The sequence below is a fragment of the Propionivibrio soli genome, from assembly GCF_025770765.1.
Classification (GTDB): domain Bacteria; phylum Pseudomonadota; class Gammaproteobacteria; order Burkholderiales; family Rhodocyclaceae; genus Propionivibrio; species Propionivibrio soli.
The window spans coordinates 175,007-194,075 of the sequence record NZ_JANZKY010000007.1 but is presented as its reverse complement, the minus strand read 5'-3'; the positions used below and the strand labels follow the sequence as shown (position 1 = coordinate 194,075).

The following is a 19,069-nucleotide window of genomic DNA, read 5'->3' as shown; positions in this document are numbered from 1 at the left end:
GAATGCCGCACGGGCTGCCGGACTATAAGCGGCGGCCGTTCGGTAAGTGAGTGACTCCAGACGGTTTTCCGGGTACCGCCCCGTAACAATACCGCACTCAGACTTTGGGTACTGGCTCGATCCCGAGGACTGTTCGTGTGTTAGCGGCCATCTTCTTCGTCGCTCAAATTGCCGCCCCCTGTTCGTTGAAGCGGTGCGTAAAACCGGCGCGCGGGGTCAGTCCTATGGTACTTCCGCCCGAATAGGTCGATGTTCCATCCATCCGGACGATGATCAAGCCGATTTCGGGTACCTCGACATGCAGGAAGGTGTCACTGCCGAGGCGCTCTACGAAGCGCACCTCGCCGCGCCATTCACCGCCGTTTTCACTCACGTCGATGTGTTCCGGCCGCACGCCGAAAGTATGCGCGCCGGCTGCCGCGGCGACCTTGCCCGAGAAAAGGTTCATTTTCGGGGAGCCGATAAAACCCGCGACGAACAGCGTTTGCGGACGCGTATAGAGCTCCATGGGCGTACCGGTCTGTTCGATGACCCCCTTGTTGAGGACGACGATGCGATCGGCCAGGGTCATCGCTTCGACCTGATCATGGGTGACATAGATCATGGTCGCGCCGAGGCGTTTGTGGAGTTGCGCCAACTCGACCCGCATCTGCGTGCGCAAGGCCGCGTCGAGATTGGATAGCGGTTCGTCGAAAAGAAATACCTTGGGTTCGCGGACAATGGCACGGCCGATCGCGACGCGCTGCCGCTGCCCGCCGGAAAGTTCGCCGGGTTTGCGCGCGAGGAGCGGCGTCAATTGCAGGACTTCCGCCGCGCTTTCCACCTTGCGGCGGATTTCTGCTTTTGGCAGGCCGGCCATTTTCAGGGCGAAGCCGATGTTGTCCGCCAGCGTCATGTGCGGATAAAGGGCGTACGACTGGAACACCATGGCAATGCCGCGGGCCGAGGCCTGTTTGTCCGTCACGTCTTCGCCGTCGATCTTGAGCACGCCGGCGGTGACGTCCTCCAAACCCGCGGTCAGGCGCAGGAGCGTGGATTTTCCACAGCCGGACGGGCCGACGAACACCGTGAACGACCCGTGCGGTATGGTCAGCGAGATGTCGGGAAGGACCGTCACCGGACCGAAGCATTTTTTGATGTTGATGTACTCGAGAGCTGCCATCGCCGTCGTCCTTGCTACAGATTCACGTAGGAGAAATAGGAAAAGTCTGCGGGCATGGCCAAGCCGCCCACGTCATTGGCTGCCATCCCCACGAAAGCGCCGGTGAAGTTGCCAACGCCGGTGAAGGACAGGGGGGAGCGTGTGTTCTGCCCCTCGCCGCATTCGTCGGACAGTGCCGAGGCATCGAGGACTGGTCCGATCCGCTGCCAGCGCCCGTCCTGCCGCCAGAAAAAGCGCAGTGCGGTTCCCCGAACTTCGATGCGCATTGCGACCGGCTTGCCTGCCTGCACTGCCACCGGCTCTTCCAGACCAAGGTAGGTCGCTGCGTTTGGCCACTCACCGTTGCACGTGATGACTTGCAGGCAGGCACCGACGCTATCGTCCCAGGTCAGGGCCAGGTAATGGTAGGCCGAGCGGTTGTAGTAGGCTATCAGCCCGGCGAGTTGCATGAAGTTTTTCGGGTCGGCCTCGACCTCGGTTTCGGCGTCGTAGTCAAATCCCGTCTGGCGGCGGGCGATCAGCGACTGTTCGTACCACGAACCGACCGACTCGCGTGCGTGGAGGCGCAGATAACCAGGGCGCTCAGTCAGCGAGAAAAGCCGTTCCGGATACGGCGTGCGCAGCCACTGGAAGGGTGCCGGCAGATCGCCGGGGGCGAACCTTACCTTCTCGGCCTCAACTGGGAATGTGTGGATAGGCAAATCGGGCGCGGGTACGCACATTTGCGGCGTATATTTTTCGCATTCAAGCCGGAGCCACCCGTCTTCGCTCCACGCACATTTTTGTATCGCGGTTTCTCGTCCCAGCGGTGAACGGCGCAGGCCGGGGATGGGGCGGCTTGCCAGATGGACGAGGTAGGTTTCGCCATGGGCAGTCTCGACGAAATCGCCGTGGCCGGCGCGTTGCAGTTCGGCATCGGGCGCGTAGCGCGAGGTGACGACTGCCAGATCGGGATGCAGTTCGTAGGGACCCGTAATCGAGGCCGAGCGGGCCATCGTTACCGCGTGTTCGTAACCCGTGCCGCCCTCGGCGGCGATGAGATAGTAGAAGCCGCCGCGCTTATAGAGGTGCGGCCCTTCGGTCCACCCGAAGTGAGACCCTTTGAAGATGTTCGTCACCGGACCGACCAGCCGTTGACTTGCTGCGTCGTATTCCTGGAGAACGATACCGGCAAAGCGGGAGGGTCTTGCGCGGTAGTCGGTCAGCATGTTGACCAGCCACTTGCGTCCGTCATCGTCGTGGAACAGCGACGGGTCGAATCCGGACGAATTGAGGAAAACTGGTTCGGACCACGGCCCCTCGATGGCGGGGGCGGTAACCAGATAATTGTGCGAATCCCGGAACGAGCCGCTCTTGCGCTTCATGTCGGTGTAAATCAGCCAGAACAACCCGTCAGCATAGGAGAGGCAGGGCGCCCAGATGCCACAGTTGTCCGGTTCGCCGCGCAGGTCGAGTTGGCTCGCCCGGGACAGCGGGCGGCAAGCCAGGCGCCAATTGACTAGATCCCGCGAATGATGGATTTGCACCCCGGGATACCATTCGAAAGTGGAGGTGGCAATGTAGTAGTCGCTACCCACGCGGACGATCGAAGGATCGGGGTTGAAGCCGGGCAGGATCGGGTTCTGGATAAAGTGTTGCGACGACGGCATGGCAAGCCCCCTCGGAGATTGGAAGTTGAAGTTGGCGTCAGCCTTTGACCGAACCGCGGGTGAGGCCGGCGACGATATATTTTTGCGTGATGACGAAGAAAATCAGCGCCGGCGCGATGGTCAGCGAAACGAAGGCGAGAATCATGTTCCACTCGACGAGGAACTCCCCGCGGAACTGCATGATCCCAAGGGGCCAGGTATAGCGCGCCCGATCGTTCAGGATGATGAGCGGCAAGAGGTAGTTGTTCCAACTCTGGACGAAAGCGAAGGTGCCGACCGTCGCCAGAATGGGCGTGGATAGCGGCAGGGTGAAACGGAAGAAGAAGCCGATATAGCCACAGCCGTCGACGTGCGCCGCCTCGAAGAGTTCTTTCGGCAACTGCCGGAAAAAGCTCCGGAACAGGACGATGGCAAAAGCCATGGAAAACGCCGTCTGCGGCAGAATCACCCCCAACGCATTATCGAGGAGGCCGAAATCGCGGACTTGCAGGAAGAGCGGCACGATGGCTGTCGCGAATGGAAACATCATGCCGAGGAGGAGGTAGGACTGCAGGTACTTCGAACCGAAAAAGCGGATTTGCGCGAAGACGTAGGCGGCCATCGAGGCGCAAAACAGCGTGAGGCAAACGGACGCCAGCGAAATCACGAGCGAATTGCCGAGGAAGCGCCAAAATGCGCCATCGCCGAGGATCCTGGCGTAAAAATCGCCGTGCCACACGGCCGGGATGCTAAAGGGCGAGGTGCGCAGCTCTCCGACCGTTTTGAAACCGCCGAGGAAGGTGGCCAAGAGCGGCAGGATGACGAGCGCCGCGACGATCGAAAGCGCGGCCGCGCGGGCAAGCGTTCCGGAGAGCGAGGCCTTTTTGATTTTTCTCGCCGCGGTCGCTGTTGTCGCAGTTGTCACCGTTTTCACAACTCGCCTCCCTTGTCGATGGCGAAGCGTTTGTAGCTGAAGGCGGTCACGATGCAAAGCAAGAAGAGCACGACGCCAACCGCGCTGCCGTACCCAACGTTGAGCTGGACGAGGCCGAAGTAATAGAGATAGCTGACGATCGAGTGCGTCGAATTGGACGGTCCGCCGTTCGTCAGCGGGATGATGATGTCAAAGACCTGCAGCGCGCCGACGATGGCGAAAAAGGCGCTCAACTTGATCGCGTGGGCGATGAGGGGAATCTTGACGTACCAGACGATGCGCCAGGGGCTTGCGCCATCTATCTCCGCCGCTTCGAGAAGATCATGGGGAACCGCTTGCAGCGCGGCGATGAAAATCATCATGTGGTAGCCGAAGTATTTCCAGATGATGACGGTGATGATGGTCAGGAACGCGTAATTCTTGTCCGCCAGAATATAGATCGGGTCGATGCCGAGCGCCTGGGTGATCTGGGCCGTTACGCCGTAGTCGCCGTCGAAAATGAAGCTCCAAATGAGGCCGGTGGCGACCTCGGCGAGGATGTAGGGAGCAAAGAAAATGAGGCGGAAAGCGGTATTGACGCTGGTCTTCTTGTAAATGAGAAGTGCCATGGTCAAGGCCAGGGGAATCTGAATGAGTAGCGAGACCAAAACCAGCTTCACCGAATTCCAGATCGATTGATGGAAGATCGAATGATTGGCGAGCCGCTGGAAATTTTGCATTCCGACGAAATTGGTCAGTTCGCCGTAGCCGCTCCACTTGTAAAAGCTGAAGTTGGTGGCGTTGAGGATGGGCCAGATGACGAAAATCGTGAACAGCACCAGCGCTGGCGGCAGAAACAGAAATATCGTCGTCAGCTTGCCGTCGTCATACATGCGTTTGAGCCTCGCAACCGGCCCCTTGCTTTGAGCTTCTGCTCTCGTTGTTGTCGTCATGGCTTTATGACCCTGTGCCGAAACCGGAGGGAAGGCGTGCCCCCTCCGGTTGCTCGAACGCTCAGCGGATTTCGCGCGCCTCTTCTATCCTTTTGGCGGCTTTTTCCGGGGTAATTTCCTTGGTGGCGAGTTCGGCGGCGGCGTCGTTGACTGCCGCGCCGACGACGGCACCCAGGGCCTGATCGAGGTAGAGCTGGTGGTGCGGAGCCTCTTCAAGGAGCTTGGCAACGCGTTGCACCCTCGGATCCTTGATGTTGGCTTGGGTCTCTTTGACGATGGGCAGCCAGAGGCCGAGACGGGCGCTTTCCATCTGGTTTTCCTTGTTGGTCAGGTACTCAAGGAACTTGAGCGTTTCCGGTTTGGCGCTCTTGGTCAGTAGCCAGCCGTTGATGCCACCGAAGGTGTCTTTCGGATCGCCCTTGCCTCCCGTCACCGCCGGGAAGGGGATGAAGTCGAGGCTATCGCCGATACCTTTGCCGGAAGTCGAGTTTTTGGCGTTCATGTCGATGACGTAGTGGGCGATCGGGAGAAAAGCGCCCTTGCCGTCGCCGAACAGGCCGACCGACTTGTGAAAACCGGTATCCATGAAGCCGGGCTGGAAAGGGTCCAGCTTGACGAGACGCTCAAATTCCTTGCCGACGCGAACAAAGTCCTTGTTGTTGAAACCGCCGTTTTCGCCGCGATTGGCCGCGTTGATCCCGTCTTGACCAGCGATGCGCAGCGCCAGCGGGCCGTAGAAAAAGGCGATCGGCCACTTGTCCTTGCCGCCTATGGTGATCGGTGTGATGCCGGCCTTCTTGAGCGCCGCGCAGGCATTGAGAAAATCGTCCCAGGTCTTGATCGCCTTGGGATCGACGTTGGCCTGTTTCAGGAGATCGCCGTTGTACCAGATAAGAATGTTCGAGGCGTACATCGGCACGCCGTAAAGCCTGCCCTTGTAGCTCAAGCCGTCAAGACCGATCGTGGCGTAGCGGGCCTTGACCGCCGGCGTCATCATGTCGGTGATGTCCTTGAGCATGCCAGTCTGGGCTTGCTCATAGAAGACGCCGCCGGTCCAGGTGAAAAAGGCATCGGGACGCTCGGAGGATTGCAGGAGCGTCGGTAATTTGGCTTTGTACGAAACGTCGTCGAGGAAATCGAATTTGATCTTGATGTCGGGGTTGCTTTCCTCGTATTTCTTCGCCACCCGCAAGAGGAATTCCTTCTCTTCTTTGGTCGTTGGTTCGTGATCGAGAATTTTGACGACGGTTTCGGCAACGGCGAGGCTGCTCGTCATGCTCATTGACATGGCCAGAGCGGCGGCTAAAAGCAGTTTCTTCATCTTTTTCCTCCTGTGGTAATTGGCCGCACTGCGGCGGCTGAACGTTCAACGGTTAGCGTGCTTTCTTGCAGCCCCCCTCGGACCCATCGGGGCAGATCACCTCATCTTCGTGGCTGCCCTGCCACGACATCATTTTCGTTCTCGACGACGGTCGAACAAACGTGAAAAGCCAGCTTCTGCTCGGCGAGAAAATCGGCGAGTGCCGCAAGGCGCTTGGCGGTCAGGCTTGCCGGAAAAATCCCGGAAAACTCCAACGACGCCAAGTTTCACTTCGGGCATATTGATCATTGATGACATTACGGTTTCCTCGTTCAGGCGTAGTTCTTGGGTCTGCCAGGGTCTTTTCCCGGCTGGCGCCAGGTCATGGGGTTTGCGTCAAATTCGAAAGGCTTTGCCGGATAAGGATTTCGGCCCGCGTATATTGAATGGGTTCCTCGGGAAGCTCGCCGTGCATCAAGTAGTCAACGAGTTGCCGCACCGGTTCCACGGTTCCCCGGGAGACTCTTGCGACTTCGGCAATTTCCTTGAGGGTAATCATGTACGCATTCCGGAGACGGCAGCGCACCCCGGATTAAGGGGCGAACGAGCAAGAGCAACGCTCAGCGGCTTTAACGTTTATTCACAAGCACGGATACACATAAAATTCTTTACATTCAAGGACTTACTAGATAACGTTTCGACGCCATCAGACTGATCTTTGTTCGTCAATTACGTAATCCAGGGCGATGAATGACAGACGAAAAACCTACGTCCACCTCAAAGGCGCAAAGAGGCAAAGATTACGAAGGCAGTAGATTCTTCGTGGAACATCGAATTGGGTGTTGCAGTAGCCTCTTGGCTAGAGCACTTCAGAAGTACTGCGTCTCGACCGTGATACCCGGGTTGCGCGCTTCGAATGCCTTCTGCACGGCATTGCAGTAATCCTTGCTCGCCACCGTGTCGGGTTCCACCAGCAACGTCTTCACGGTTTCGGCCTGAGCAAGCGGGAAAGCAATACCGACGCGGCGAGCGCCGATTGAACGACGAACCTGCTGATCCTCATAGCGTTTCCTTTGTTCTGCTCCGTGTTTTTGCCCAAGCGACGCGCCTGGTAAAACCACCGCCGTACAGCCGTCGCATCCCTGATTAACAACTTAGTGTGGCCGATTCTACGCCGCACGTTTTCGCAACCGGCTTTACGTTTTTTTCAAGCAATGCACGCTAACGCCGATTTTCGGAAACTTCGTTTTTTGGCGGCTTATACTGACTCTCTCGACGCAGGCGTCACCTCAAGCGGATACGGAGAAACCATGGGGTCAAACAAGGTCAAGGCGTTCCGAGTCGCTCTCATGCTGAAGGGGAAAGGCGCGTATGGCCGCGACATCATTTCCGGTGTCTGCGACTACGTGCGCTCAACCCGCATCGTCTGGGACATGCTGCTCTATGAGGATTTCCGCTCGGAGCCGCAAAGCGTCTTTTCCTGGGCCGGCGACGGCGTCATTGCCGATTTCGACGATCCGGCGATGGACGTTCTACTCGAGCAGCGCCATATGCCGGTGATCGGAGTTGGCGGCTCGTACCAGCTCGCCGCCGACTACCCGCCCGGGATCCCATACGTCGCCACCGACAACGCCAAGCTCGTCGCGGCCGCCTACCAGCATCTGATAGACATGGGCCTGCAGCGCTTCGCGCTCTACAGCATGCCGCCCGCGCCGACCAACCGTTGGGCACAAGAACGCGCCAAGGCGTTCGTCAGCCTCGTGGAAGCCGACGGCCTACAGGCAGAGGTATTCGATGGCCTGCCGACGTTCGCTCTCGACTGGGGCGCGATCCTCGACAACCTGATCGATTGGCTGCGCGCCTTGCCGAAGCCGATTGGCATCATCGCTGTCACCGACTCCCGCGCACGCCAGATCCTGCAGGCGTGCATCATGGATGGCATCGCGGTTCCCGAAGAGGTGGCCATCGCCGGCATCGACGATGATGCGCAACTTCGCATGCTGACCCGGATCCCGATCAGTTCCGTCACGCAGGGCACGCGCAAGATGGGGCGTATCGCTGCAGGCCTGCTGCACCAGATGCTGGTCGGCGCGCCGATCAAGACACGCCGGGTTCTCGTGCCCCCTGAAGGCGTCAATGCGCAGGCCTCCTCGCGCCATCAGCCGATTTACGACCCACACGTCATGCGCGCGCGGCATTACATTCGCCAGTTCGCCGCACAGGGGGTGAAGGTAGCGCAGGTGGCGGATTACGTCGGCGTGTCGCGCACGACGCTGGATACGCATTTTCGCAAGCAGTTCGGCTACACCACGCACGATGAGATTCTCGCCTTCAAGCTTCAACTCGCTCGGCAACTGCTCGAATCGGGAAATCTTTCGTGCGCTGAGGTCGCCGAGCGTAGCGGCTTCACGACGTTGCAGTACATGTACGCCGTGTTCCGGCGCGAACTCGGTTGCTCGCCGCTGGATTTTCAAGGGGCGCGTTCGTATGTTTCCAGACCGGCGCGTCCGGCGAGTAATTCAGGCGCGGTTCAGTCCGCCCCCTGAACTGCTGTCCGCACCCCATAGCGCGGCAAGCGCAAGCTGACCGCGATGCTGATCGCAGCGATCAACACGCACAACAGGAAGGAAGCGCGAACGCCGTTGGTCAGTGCATGACGCGCCGCGTCGAGGAGCGGTGCCGTGTCGATTCCTGCCTGGTGAGCCAGTGACTGCAGCGCCGCCCGGTCCTGTTCGCGAATGAGAACTTGCGGGGATGACGCCAACTCGGCGACCTCCGGGTTGGCAATGTGGAGTCTAGCCAATGCGTCTTTCAACCCCCTGGCATATACCCCGTTGACAAGGACGCTGGCGACGCATACGCCAATCATGCTGCCGATCATGCGCGTGGCCTGGATCAGTGCCGAAGCAACGCCGAAATTCGTCCGCCCCGCCACTTCCATCATCTGTAACGTCAGGTTGGGGAGCTGAAATCCAAGGCTGATTCCGCAGAGCGCGAAGATCGCCATCATCCAGCCACTCGGCATATCGGCATTGAGCAAAGCCAGTAACAGGCAGCTCACTAGCGTGCCCATCTGCCCCCAAGCGATGAGCCGCTCTGCCCGCCGCAGGTGCGGCAGAATCCGGCCGTTGGCGATACTGCCCACCGTGATGCACACAAGCAGTGGCGTCATCACGAAACCCGCCTGCTTTGGCGACTGCCCAAAACTTCCCTGCAGGAGAAGCGGGATGTAGAAGACCATCACGAACATCGTGAAGCCGGTCATGACCCCTAGCAGCATCAGCTTGCGCGCGCCTTGATTTTCCATCACATCCGGCGGCACGATGGGTGCCGAAGTTCGATATTGATGACGGAAGAATGCGATGCCGAAGGCCACAGTCGCCGCCCAAGAACCAATAGATAACGGCGCAGCAAAGCCGTGGCGCTGGCTGTATTCGGCCGAGAGCAGCAGCCCGCAGATGGCCGCTGTCAAAAACAGCGCACCGAGCCAGTCGATGCTGCGGTCCTCGTTGTCGTGATGCACCACGTGTGGCAAAAACCAGGCGATGACTGGCACTGCGGCCAAGGCTACCGGCAGATTGACGTAGAAGACGCTCCTCCAGCCAAGGTGTTCGGTCATCCAACCACCGAGGGACGGCCCCACGGCCGTCGCGATGCCGAAGCTTGCGGAAAGCATCACCTGCCAACGCACGCGCTGCAGCAAGTCCGGAAAAATATCGGGAACGCACGCGAACACGACACCCACCAGCATGCCGCCAGCAAGCCCCTGCAGTCCGCGCGCCAGCACGAACTGGAGCATCGTCCCCGACATGCCGCAAACTGCCGAAGCCAGGGCGAACGCAGTGATCGCAGCAAGCACGAAAGGCTTGCGACCATAAAGATCGCCGAGCCGGCCGGCGATCGGAATCATCGCCGCGTTGCCCATCAGAAATGCCGATGCGGCCCACGGATAGAGGTCATAGCCGCGCAATTCGGCAACGATGCGCGGCAGCGCCGTACCGACAACGGTGCCGTTGATCGCGATCAAAACGACGGAAAGGCAAAGCCCGGCCATCGCGGCAAACGAGGCGCGGAAGCTGCGTTGCGGGCGGTCCATCAAGCCCCCTTGCCGAATACGGCGGCGCCTCGCTGCCACAGCGTCTCCGTCAGGACATCGAGCGTCTTGCCGATACGCTTTTGCGTCTCGGGCGGCAAGTCGCCGAACAGCCGGTCGGCAAACTCGTCGAGCATCGCATCGATGCTTTCGGCTTGTTCCGTCCCGAGCGCTGTGAGATTGAGCAGGACGCTGCGCCGATCATGCTCAGCCGGCTCTCTCTCGACCAACCCGTCGGCCACGAATCGGTCGACGACACGGCTGACCCAACTCTTGTCGAGGCCGATGATGCGGCCGAGGTCACCCTGCGTGATCGGCCCGCGATGTAGGAGAAGAATCAGCATATGCTGCTGCGGCGGCAAGCCGCGACTATGCAGAAAACGGCGCTGATGCTGGTTGTACAGGCATACCAGATCGCGAAACTGGCGAGCGACGGAGGAAGTCATGATCGGCCGAATTAGTTGCGTTAAGCAACATTCTAAGCCAGGTAGTTGCGCGGCGCAACCATTCCATGCCAAAGGTGTATCTTGGTCACCAAATGAAGGGCGATTGGCAATGCGCTGACCGTTCGCTTCCCCTGCCGGCTCATCGACAGCCTGATAGATGCCCTTCGGCCGTTAACGTGGCGGGACGTCCCGGAGAAAGCGGCTTATGCCTTCCCTGGCTTGATCACGATGCGTGAAGATGGCCGCATGCTCGCCACCTTCCAGCCTTAGTAATCGCGCCCCCGGAATTCGGGCTCGCGCCGCCGCGGCGTGAGTCATGAAGTCGACGCGCTCGTCGCAGGTACCGTGTACGATCAAGGTCGGCACCGCGACCTCCTCCAAGGGAAACGTTGCAGAAGCTGTCACACGGATGTCGTTGTCCGTCCCGACCAGGCGCTTCGCCATCCGGTCGAACAGGCTCTCGGTCAGAGCGACGAACAGGCGGCGCGCGGAGGGATGGTTCAGCATGCGCTGCCGACAGACGGCGTCCCTGACCGACCGCGCTGCCGTGGCTTCGAGGTTTGCAAGCGCCTTGGCCCGCATACGCGAGACAAGTGGCGGGATACGTGCCGCGAGCTTCATGATCTGGAATCGCAAAGGAATCGAGACCGGATTCGGCCCGCTTACCGTCGAGATGAGGACAAGCGCACTGCACCGTTCAGGATGACGGTGGGCGAACGCGAGCGCGCACGGTCCGCCACCGGATATTGCTATTACCCCTGCCCGCTCGATGCTCAGCAAATCGAGCAGCGCAGCGACAAGATCGGCCTGCTCGTCCGGCGAACGCCCCGAAGAGAGCGGCGTACCGAGATAACCGGGGCGGGAGATGGCAATGATGCGGTTCCGGCCGCCAAGTACGGTATGCGCGAGAATGGCACTTTGATCGTAACCGCCCATGGCGCCATGCAGCGCAACGACCGCAGGCCCTTCTCCGAAATCGGCGTACTCCACGCGGCCACGTGCGGTATCCGCAATGCGGGGACTCCCGTATGCGGTGCAGCCTTCGGCGGCCGATGCTTCAATCATTTTTCGGCTCCTCTTGCCGTTTTGTCGTCAAGAATAAGCGGCTGATGATCGCCGTGTCGGGTGCCCGGAATCGATCTCCTTGCGAGACGCGATGCAAGGCGAGCCCTTTGATCGTCGTCCAGAACAGCGTTGAGAGTTCCATCGGTTCGCCTTCCCCTACCGTGCCTTCATGCTGCCCCGCCGCCATGATGCGGGCCACAGCCTCGTAAGGCTTCATGCTTTCTGAGGCGATGACGGCCTTGGTCGCTGCCGGAATGCCCTCGCTGATCGACGCCTGCGCAATCAGCAAGACGCGTTCGGGGAAGGCCGGATCGTCACGCATGCCGCCGATCACCTGCCGCAGAGCAAGCAGAATCTTTTCGTCAGCGGGTGCCGGCATTTTCTCCAGCATGGCGGCCGCGGCGTTCAAGCGGGCGAACGAATGTGCGATCAGCTCCGTAAACAAAGTCTCTTTCGAGTCGAAGTAGCGGTACATCAGCCCCTGCGAGATGCCGGCGGCTTGCGCGATGTCGGAAATTTTGGTTCCGGCAAATCCGCGGGAGGCGAATACTCGGCTGGCTGCAGCAAACAACCGTTCCCTGCGCTCTTCAGGAGGCAGCACTTCACGCGCATTGCGTCGGTTTGTTTTTGCAGTCATTACAGAATTATATGAATCGGTGAATGAATATTTATTCATTATGACAGGCGAAATGACCATGTGCAAGCATCCACGGAAATGATTTCTGTGCTTGCATTCCGTAAGCTCTCGCCATATAGTCACCACTATTACGTGGTGACACACAAAACGACGATCATGATCGATCCTCAGACACTGATTCCGCTGGGACTTACGGCCTATGAGGCTGGCGCCTACCTTTCCCTGCTCGGGCGCAGCAGCCTGACGCCGCCCGAAGTCGCCGCACGCGCGAAGATTCCCCGCCAACGCGCCTACGATGTTCTCGCTTCGCTCGTTGCCAAAGGACTATGCATCGAGTACGGAACGAATCCGAAAGCCTTTGCCGCCGTCGATCCGCACGTCGCGCTTGAATATCTGGCTTCCGAAACAGCCGCCGACCTCGAACGTCGAAAGCAGGAGTCCGCCGCCCTCGCAACGAATCTGGCGGTACAACTGGCCCCTGTTTTCGCGCAAGGCCGTTCGCATAACGATCCGCTCGCTTATGTCGAGGTCCTTAGCGGCGCGGCGCGAATCGCGCACCGCGCCGTCGCTCTGGCACAGGGAGCGCGCAAAAGCGTGAATTCATGCATCAAGAGCCCGCTGATCCTTTCCGAGCAACAGAACGACGCCTTCATGCGCACACCAATCGCCAGCGGGTTGCGTTATCGCTCATTGTGCGACGAGCCAACGCTGGTCGATGCCTCTGTCCGCAGTTGGCTGGCGCAGTATCGGCAAATGGGCATGGAAATCCGTGTCGTGCCCGAGTTGCCGCTGAAAATGCAGTCGTTCGACGACGAGATCGTGCTCGTTTCCATGCAGGACCCGGCTGGCGGCCCGCCGAGCTTCACCGCTGTCGCCATTCGCAACCGCGGCGCCGTCGCGATGTTGAATTTGGCTTTCGAACACCTGTGGTGCGAAGCCACGTCTTTTGAAGGATGAAATCATGCCCATGCAAACAGCCACCACCGAAACGTCTCGCCCGCGAACGCAACGGGCCGCTCCCCTGCCCTCCGGCATCCGCCTGCTGCGCGGCTACACACCGGGTCTCGTGGGCCGGCTGGGTGAGCTGCACGGACGCTATTACGCAAAGGTGTGGGGTTCGGGCGCGCCGTTCGAAATACTTATCACGCGCGAAATCTGCGACTTCATCGAGCATTACGACCCCGAGGAAGATCTGATTCTTTCCGCGCATTTCAAGGACGAGATCATTGGCTCGATCTCGATGCTCGGCAAGAATGCCGGCACCGACGGTGTGCAGTTACGGTTCTTCATCGTCGATCCGGAGTATCACGGCCTGGGCGCCGGTTCGGCGCTGCTGCGCGGCGCGCTCGACTGGTGTCGCGACCGCGGTCACGAAAAAGTCTTCCTGTGGACCGTCGATCAGTTGCCGGAATCCCGGCATCTCTACGAGAAAGCCGGGTTCGCCATCGTCGAACGTCATTGGGACGACCGGTACACCGTCCCGCGAGAAAACCTGAAAATGTCGCTCACCCTTTAGGCGGAGCTGGCGCCAGGAAAACCCGTCCACGGCACAGAGCCAGCGATAGAGCGATACGCAATACAGGAAAGGCGCCCTCGGGCTGTGCCATGCGAAGGCGGTACAGCTTGCAGCGCGTCCGTCGGGGCCCAGCGCCGGAAACGCGGAAGCTCATTTGGCCCGCAAAGACCCTGGCTTCCCGCAATCCCCACACGAAACATCCGCCCTACCCGGCCGCTCCAGCCTCCGCTATTCTTACGTCACGGAGGCCGTCGTCCCAGCAGCGCATGCGGGGCGTAGCCGCACGACGCAGCTTTTCGAACGACAACGATACGGGCGCGCGTATGACTCTTGCGAGTTTTGTGAACAAGTTTTCGTGGCTGGACTGGGCGGGGCTCGCCTGGTTCCTGACATGCTGGTTCGGCTATGAGCAGGTCGTCGAGCGCGGCTGGAGTCGGCGCAAGACCTTGCACGAAGCCACCAACGCGCTACGCCTGAATTGGGGCCGCGTGATGCTCACCCGCAACCCGCGCATCGTCGACGTCGCCTTGATCGCCAACCTGCTCACCAGTATTTCCTTTTACGCCAACACGTCGATCTACATCATCGCGGCGTTGTTCGCCGCGCTTGGCGCCCTGGACCAGCTGATGACGATGACCTCCGAGCTGCCGTTTTCGCGCGGCATGTCGCGCGAAGCGACCGAACTCAAGCTGCTCATCCTGCTCGGCGTCTTTGTCGTCGCCTACTTCAAGTTTACCTGGGCGCTACGCCAGTTCAATATTCTGTCGATCACGCTCGGCGCCGTGCCGCAGGAAGGCGACCAGGAAGAACTCGAACGGCACGCGCGCAAATTCGCCGCCGTGAATACCTGTGCCGGCAACGACTTCAACCGCGGCCTGCGCGCCTACTATTTTGGCATGGCCGTCATGTCGTGGATGGTGTCGCCGTGGCTCTTCATCGTCTCCACGGTGGTCATCGTCATCGTATTGGCCCGCCGGGAGTTCTCCTCGCCGGTGTTGAACGCGCTTTCACAATAGCGCGTCCGCCAGATCGTCAATCTGACGCCGGCACCTTACGGGCTCGGCCCAGCCCGCTGACCCGCGCGGCCCACGACTCTCCTGGCGCTTGTCCAGCCGCCGGGGCCACGGCAATCACCCGCGATAGCTGATGCGGTAGATCACGTCGGCGTAGTCGTCGGCAACGAGCAGCGAGCCATCGGGCAGGACGAGCACATCAGACGGGCGGCCCCACACCGATTGACCGTCGAGCCAACCGCTGGCGAACGTCTCGTAGGCGACGGCTTTGTCGCCTTGCACGCGCACCAGCGAAATCCGGTAGCCGATCTTCTGCGCACGGTTCCAGGAGCCATGTTCGGCGATGAAGATCTGGTTCCTGTATTCGGCCGGAAACATGCGGCCCGTGTAGAACCGCATCCCGAGCGCGGCGACGTGCGGGCCGAGCTTGCGCGCGGGCGGCTCGAAGGCGTCGCAGCGGCGCTTGTCGCCGAACTGCGGATCGGCGATGTCCCCGCCATGGCAGTACGGATAGCCAAAATGCTGGCCGGCGCGCGACGCGCGATTGAGTTCGTCCGGCGGCACGTCGTCACCCAACATGTCGCGCCCGTTCTCGGTGAACCAGAGAGCGCCAGTTTGCGGCTGCCAATCAAATCCGACGGTATTGCGGATACCGTGAGCGAACACTTGGAGGTCGCTGCCGTCGGCATTCATGCGCAACAGGCTGGCATACACGTCCTTCTCGGGCTCGCAAATATTGCAGGGTGCGCCGACCGGCACATAGAGCTTGCCGTCCGGGCCGAAGGCGATGAATTTCCATCCGTGGTGGGTCTCGCTCGGCAGCTTGTCGGTGACGACGACGGGTTGCGGCGGATCGTCCAGCCGATTGTCGATGTCGTCGTAACGCAGGATGCGGTTGACGGCGCCAACGTAAAGACGCCCGTCGCGGTACGCGACGCCGGACGGCATTTTCAAGCGACTGCCGATGGTCGTCACGCCCTGCGGCTTGAAGCCCGGACCGAATCTCACGGCCAACACCTTGCCCGCCTCGCGGGAACCGACGAACAGCGTGCCGCCCTTCTCGTCATTCCGCCCGAGCGCCATCTGGCGAGCGTTCTCGACGTGTGCCCAGACCTCGATCGAAAAACCCGGTGGTAGTTTGACCTTGTTCAGCGGCAGTTCCGCGGCGGACGCCACACTCGGCGCCTGAAGGGCAATCCCGCCGGCGAGCGCAAGGATGGCAAGGAAGCGCGTCGTTCGTGCGCGGAAACCCGCGATCACGGTTCGGCCCTCGGTTCATCGGCGCCACCGAGGCCGATCATCTCGTTCGGATTAACCCAGCGATCGAAGTCTTCTCCGCTGATGTAGCCGAGCGCCAGCGCCGCCTCGCGCAGCGTGCCGCCGTCCCGGTGCGCACGCTTGGCGATCTCGGCCGCACGGTCGTACCCGATGTGCGGCGAGAGCGCCGTCACCAGCATGAGAGAGCGATCCACGAGTTCGGCGATGCGCTCCTGATTCGCCGCGATACCGATGACGCAATGCTTCTCGAAGCTGGCCATGCCGTCGGCGAGCAGGCAGACGCTCTGCAGGAAGTTGTGAATGATGAGCGGCTTGAAGACGTTGAGCTCGAAGTTCCCCGAGGCACCGCCGATACCGATCGCCACATCGTTGCCCATGACCTGGGCGCAAAGCATCGTCAGCGCCTCGCACTGGGTCGGATTGACCTTCCCGGGCATGATCGAGCTACCCGGCTCGTTCTCGGGAATCGAAATCTCGCCGAGTCCCGAGCGTGGCCCTGAGGCCAACCAACGCACGTCGTTGGCGATTTTCATCAAAGAGGTAGCGAGCGTGCGCAACGTGCCGTGCACACTCACCAGTGCGTCGTGGGCGGCGAGCGCCGCAAACTTGTTGGTGGCGCTGACGAACGGAACTCCACTGGTTTTGGCAAGCTCGGCGGCGACGCGCGAGCCGAACTCGGGATGCGTGTTAAGCCCCGTACCGACCGCCGTGCCGCCGATCGCCAGGGGATACAGCGAGCGCACGGCCTCACCGATTGCGTATTCGGAAAACTCCAGTTGCGACGCGTAGCCGGAAAACTCCTGGCCGAGCGTGAGCGGCGTCGCGTCTTGCAGATGCGTGCGGCCGATCTTGACGATGCCGGCAAAGGTCGCCGATTTCGCTTCCAGAACCTCGCGCAGGCTGGCGAGCGCGGGCAGCAGATCCCGGGTAACGCCGAGCGCCGCCGCCACGTTCATCGCGGTTGGAAACGCATCGTTGGACGACTGACCGAGGTTTACATCGTCGTTCGGATGCACCAGACGGCCGACGCCCCGCACGCCGCCGAGAATCTCCGAGGCGCGATTGGCCAGCACCTCGTTAACGTTCATGTTCGACTGTGTGCCCGATCCCGTCTGCCAGACGGACAGCGGAAACTCGTCCGCGTGCTTGCCGGCCAGGACTTCGTCCGCGGCGGCCACAATCGCGTCGCACTTCTCCCTGGCAAACAGGCCGAGGTCGTAGTTCACCTTTGCCGCCGCGCGTTTGACGGCGCATAGGGCGAGCACCACGGCCTTGGGCATGGTCTCGTTGGAAATCGCAAAATGCTCAAGCGAACGCTGGGTTTGCGAACCCCATAGACGTTCGGCCGGTACCGTGATGTCGCCGAAGGAATCGTGCTCGATGCGCGTTTCGTTCATGCTTCCGCTCCATGCCGAGTGGTTTGCGAACCCGATCTGACCGACGCGGCCCGGCGACCGTCGAAGTCGGCAACCGGCTTTCCGATCCTGGCCGCCCATCCGTCCAAAACTTCGATGGGTACAACCTTGCGATGGTCAGTTGTGCCGGCGGCGCTCGGTCTTCTTCTCGGTGAGCAGGTCGACCGTGCCGTCGGAATTCTGGCGTTCGAGGCGGACTTTGAAACCCCAAAGCTCCGTCAGATGCTCGAGAACGACGTCGTTGTACTCGTTGAGCGGCCGCCGCTGGTGCACGAAATGGCGCAAGGTGAGCGAACGGTCCCCACTCAGGTCGACGTTCCACACTTGAATGTTCGGCTCGCGGCTGCCGAGGTCGTATTGCTCCGAAAGCTGCTGGCGCAGCAGACGATATCCGGAGTCGTCGTGGATCGCCTCGACGCGCAGCTTGCCGCGCCGATCGTCGTCGAGAACCGAAAACAACCGGAATTCGCGCATCAGGCGCGGGGAGAGGTATTGCGCGATGAAGCTCTCATCCTTGAAGTTCTGCATCGCGAAATCGAACGTCGCGCGCCAATCCGACCCGGCGATATCGGGAAACCATTCGCGGTCCTCGTCGGTCGGGTTCTCGCAGATGCGCCGGATGTCCTGCCACATGGCGTAACCGAGCGCATACGGGTTGATGCCCGAGTAGTACGGGCTGTTGTACGGCGGCTGGTAGACGACATTGGTGTGCGATTGCAGGAATTCGAGCATGAAGCCGTCGGACAGCGCACCACGGTCATACAGCGTGTTGAGCAGCGTGTAGTGCCAGAAGCAGGCCCAGCCCTCGTTCATGACCTGCGTCTGCCGCTGCGGGTAAAAATACTGCCCGACCTTGCGTACGATGCGCACGACCTCGCGCTGCCACGGTTCGAGCAGCGGCGCGTTCTTCTCGATGAAGTAGAGCAGATTCTCTTCGGGCTCTTCGGGGAAGCGCTTTTCCTCGCGCGGCATGGCTTCGGCCTCGGGGCGCGGCGGCAATGTCCGCCACAGGTCGTTCACCTGCGCTTGCAGGTAAGCTTCCCGCTCCTTCTGGCGTAGTTTTTCCTTTTCGAGCGAGAGCCGCGGCGAGCGCTTGTAGCGGTCGACGCCGACGTTCATCAGCGCATGGCAGGCGTCGAGCAGCCGCTCGACCGCTTCGACGCCGTGGCGCTCTTCGCATTCGGCGATGTAATTCCGCGCGAACACCAGGTAGTCGATGATCGCGTCGGCACTCGTCCACTGCTTGAACAGATGGTTGCCCTTGAAGAAGGAGTTGTGCCCGTACGCCGCGTGCGCGATCACCAGCGCCTGCATCGTTAGCGTGTTCTCCTCCATCAGATAGGCAATGCAGGGGTCGGAATTGATGACGATCTCGTACGCCAGCCCCATCTGCCCACGACGGTAACGGTTTTCAGTGGCCAGGAAGTGTTTCCCGAACGACCAGTGGTTGTAATAGACCGGCATCCCGATCGACGCGTAGGCGTCCATCATCTGCTCGGCGCTGATCACCTCGAGGATGTGCGGGTAACAGTCGAGGCCGTACTCCCGGGCCACCTCGCCGATCGCTTCGTCATACTCGGTGATCGCCTCGAACGTCCATTCGGAACCGACCGGCAGTGGCTTGGCCAGCGCGACAGGCATTTGCGTCAT

The 19,069-nt window shown here is 60.7% G+C and carries 18 protein-coding genes; 4 read left to right on the top strand and 14 right to left on the bottom strand.

Features of this window, described 5'->3' with window-relative positions; all coding sequences use genetic code 11:
* Positions 1-163: 163 nt before the first annotated feature.
* The 7 genes from NZ453_RS10225 to NZ453_RS10195 form a co-directional block, all read right to left on the bottom strand.
* Positions 164-1,162 carry an ABC transporter ATP-binding protein gene (locus tag NZ453_RS10225; protein ID WP_275983140.1) on the bottom strand — a complete coding sequence of 333 codons (999 nt, stop codon included), beginning with the start codon at positions 1,160-1,162 and terminating at the stop codon, positions 164-166.
* 14 nt (positions 1,163-1,176) lie between these two features.
* Complete coding sequence (locus NZ453_RS10220; RefSeq protein WP_263770454.1) at positions 1,177-2,811, bottom strand: glycoside hydrolase family 43 protein; 1,635 nt, start codon at positions 2,809-2,811, stop codon at positions 1,177-1,179.
* Positions 2,812-2,848: 37 nt separating this feature from the next.
* A complete protein-coding gene (locus NZ453_RS22055) occupies positions 2,849-3,724 on the bottom strand; it encodes a carbohydrate ABC transporter permease (protein WP_263770453.1) in 876 nt (291 codons plus the stop codon).
* A complete protein-coding gene (locus NZ453_RS10210) occupies positions 3,721-4,656 on the bottom strand; it encodes a carbohydrate ABC transporter permease (RefSeq protein WP_263770452.1) in 936 nt (311 codons plus the stop codon). The genes NZ453_RS22055 and NZ453_RS10210 overlap by 4 nt, the downstream gene beginning before the upstream one ends.
* 61 nt (positions 4,657-4,717) lie before the next feature.
* Positions 4,718-5,977, bottom strand: coding sequence for an ABC transporter substrate-binding protein (locus NZ453_RS10205; RefSeq protein ID WP_263770451.1), 1,260 nt, complete (start codon positions 5,975-5,977; stop codon positions 4,718-4,720).
* 129 nt (positions 5,978-6,106) lie between these two features.
* Positions 6,107-6,274, bottom strand: a complete 168-nt coding sequence (locus NZ453_RS10200; RefSeq protein ID WP_263770449.1) for a hypothetical protein — start codon at positions 6,272-6,274, stop codon at positions 6,107-6,109.
* A gap of 64 nt (positions 6,275-6,338) precedes the next feature.
* Positions 6,339-6,515, bottom strand: coding sequence for a hypothetical protein (locus tag NZ453_RS10195; protein WP_263770448.1), 177 nt, complete (start codon positions 6,513-6,515; stop codon positions 6,339-6,341).
* Positions 6,516-7,266: 751 nt separating this feature from the next.
* Between NZ453_RS10195 and NZ453_RS10190 the strand changes: the two genes are divergently transcribed.
* Positions 7,267-8,502 carry a XylR family transcriptional regulator gene (locus tag NZ453_RS10190; protein WP_263770447.1) on the top strand — a complete coding sequence of 412 codons (1,236 nt, stop codon included), beginning with the start codon at positions 7,267-7,269 and terminating at the stop codon, positions 8,500-8,502.
* Here NZ453_RS10190 and NZ453_RS10185 read toward each other — a convergent pair.
* From NZ453_RS10185 to NZ453_RS10170, 4 genes are all read right to left on the bottom strand, one after another.
* Positions 8,487-10,052: an MFS transporter gene (locus NZ453_RS10185; RefSeq protein ID WP_263770446.1), complete on the bottom strand. Its 1,566-nt coding sequence runs from the start codon at positions 10,050-10,052 to the stop codon at positions 8,487-8,489. The two genes, NZ453_RS10190 and NZ453_RS10185, sit on opposite strands and share 16 nt — an antisense overlap.
* Positions 10,052-10,495: a MarR family winged helix-turn-helix transcriptional regulator gene (locus NZ453_RS10180; protein WP_263770445.1), complete on the bottom strand. Its 444-nt coding sequence runs from the start codon at positions 10,493-10,495 to the stop codon at positions 10,052-10,054. The genes NZ453_RS10185 and NZ453_RS10180 overlap by 1 nt, the downstream gene beginning before the upstream one ends.
* A gap of 171 nt (positions 10,496-10,666) precedes the next feature.
* On the bottom strand, positions 10,667-11,560 hold the full coding sequence (locus tag NZ453_RS10175; protein WP_263770444.1) for an alpha/beta fold hydrolase: 894 nt from the start codon (positions 11,558-11,560) through the stop codon (positions 10,667-10,669).
* Positions 11,553-12,197, bottom strand: a complete 645-nt coding sequence (locus tag NZ453_RS10170; protein WP_263770443.1) for a TetR/AcrR family transcriptional regulator — start codon at positions 12,195-12,197, stop codon at positions 11,553-11,555. The genes NZ453_RS10175 and NZ453_RS10170 overlap by 8 nt, the downstream gene beginning before the upstream one ends.
* Positions 12,198-12,284: 87 nt before the next feature.
* Between NZ453_RS10170 and NZ453_RS10165 the strand changes: the two genes are divergently transcribed.
* The 3 genes from NZ453_RS10165 to NZ453_RS10155 all read left to right on the top strand — a co-directional run bounded on the left by NZ453_RS10165 (position 12,285) and on the right by NZ453_RS10155 (position 14,729).
* Positions 12,285-13,154, top strand: a complete 870-nt coding sequence (locus tag NZ453_RS10165; RefSeq protein WP_263770442.1) for a TrmB family transcriptional regulator — start codon at positions 12,285-12,287, stop codon at positions 13,152-13,154.
* 4 nt (positions 13,155-13,158) lie between these two features.
* Positions 13,159-13,713, top strand: a complete 555-nt coding sequence (locus NZ453_RS10160; protein ID WP_263770441.1) for a GNAT family N-acetyltransferase — start codon at positions 13,159-13,161, stop codon at positions 13,711-13,713.
* Between the two features lie 341 nt (positions 13,714-14,054).
* On the top strand, positions 14,055-14,729 hold the full coding sequence (locus NZ453_RS10155) for a DUF599 domain-containing protein (RefSeq protein ID WP_263770440.1): 675 nt from the start codon (positions 14,055-14,057) through the stop codon (positions 14,727-14,729).
* A 114-nt stretch (positions 14,730-14,843) separates the two neighbouring features.
* On the opposite strand, the gene NZ453_RS10150 is transcribed toward NZ453_RS10155, so the two are convergent.
* From NZ453_RS10150 to NZ453_RS10140, 3 genes are all read right to left on the bottom strand, one after another.
* On the bottom strand, positions 14,844-15,902 hold the full coding sequence (locus NZ453_RS10150) for a PQQ-dependent sugar dehydrogenase (RefSeq protein ID WP_263770439.1): 1,059 nt from the start codon (positions 15,900-15,902) through the stop codon (positions 14,844-14,846).
* Positions 15,903-15,982: 80 nt separating this feature from the next.
* A complete protein-coding gene (gene fumC / locus NZ453_RS10145; RefSeq protein WP_263770438.1) occupies positions 15,983-17,401 on the bottom strand; it encodes a class II fumarate hydratase in 1,419 nt (472 codons plus the stop codon).
* 135 nt (positions 17,402-17,536) lie between these two features.
* On the bottom strand, positions 17,537-19,069 hold the full coding sequence (locus NZ453_RS10140) for a SpoVR family protein (protein ID WP_263770436.1): 1,533 nt from the start codon (positions 19,067-19,069) through the stop codon (positions 17,537-17,539).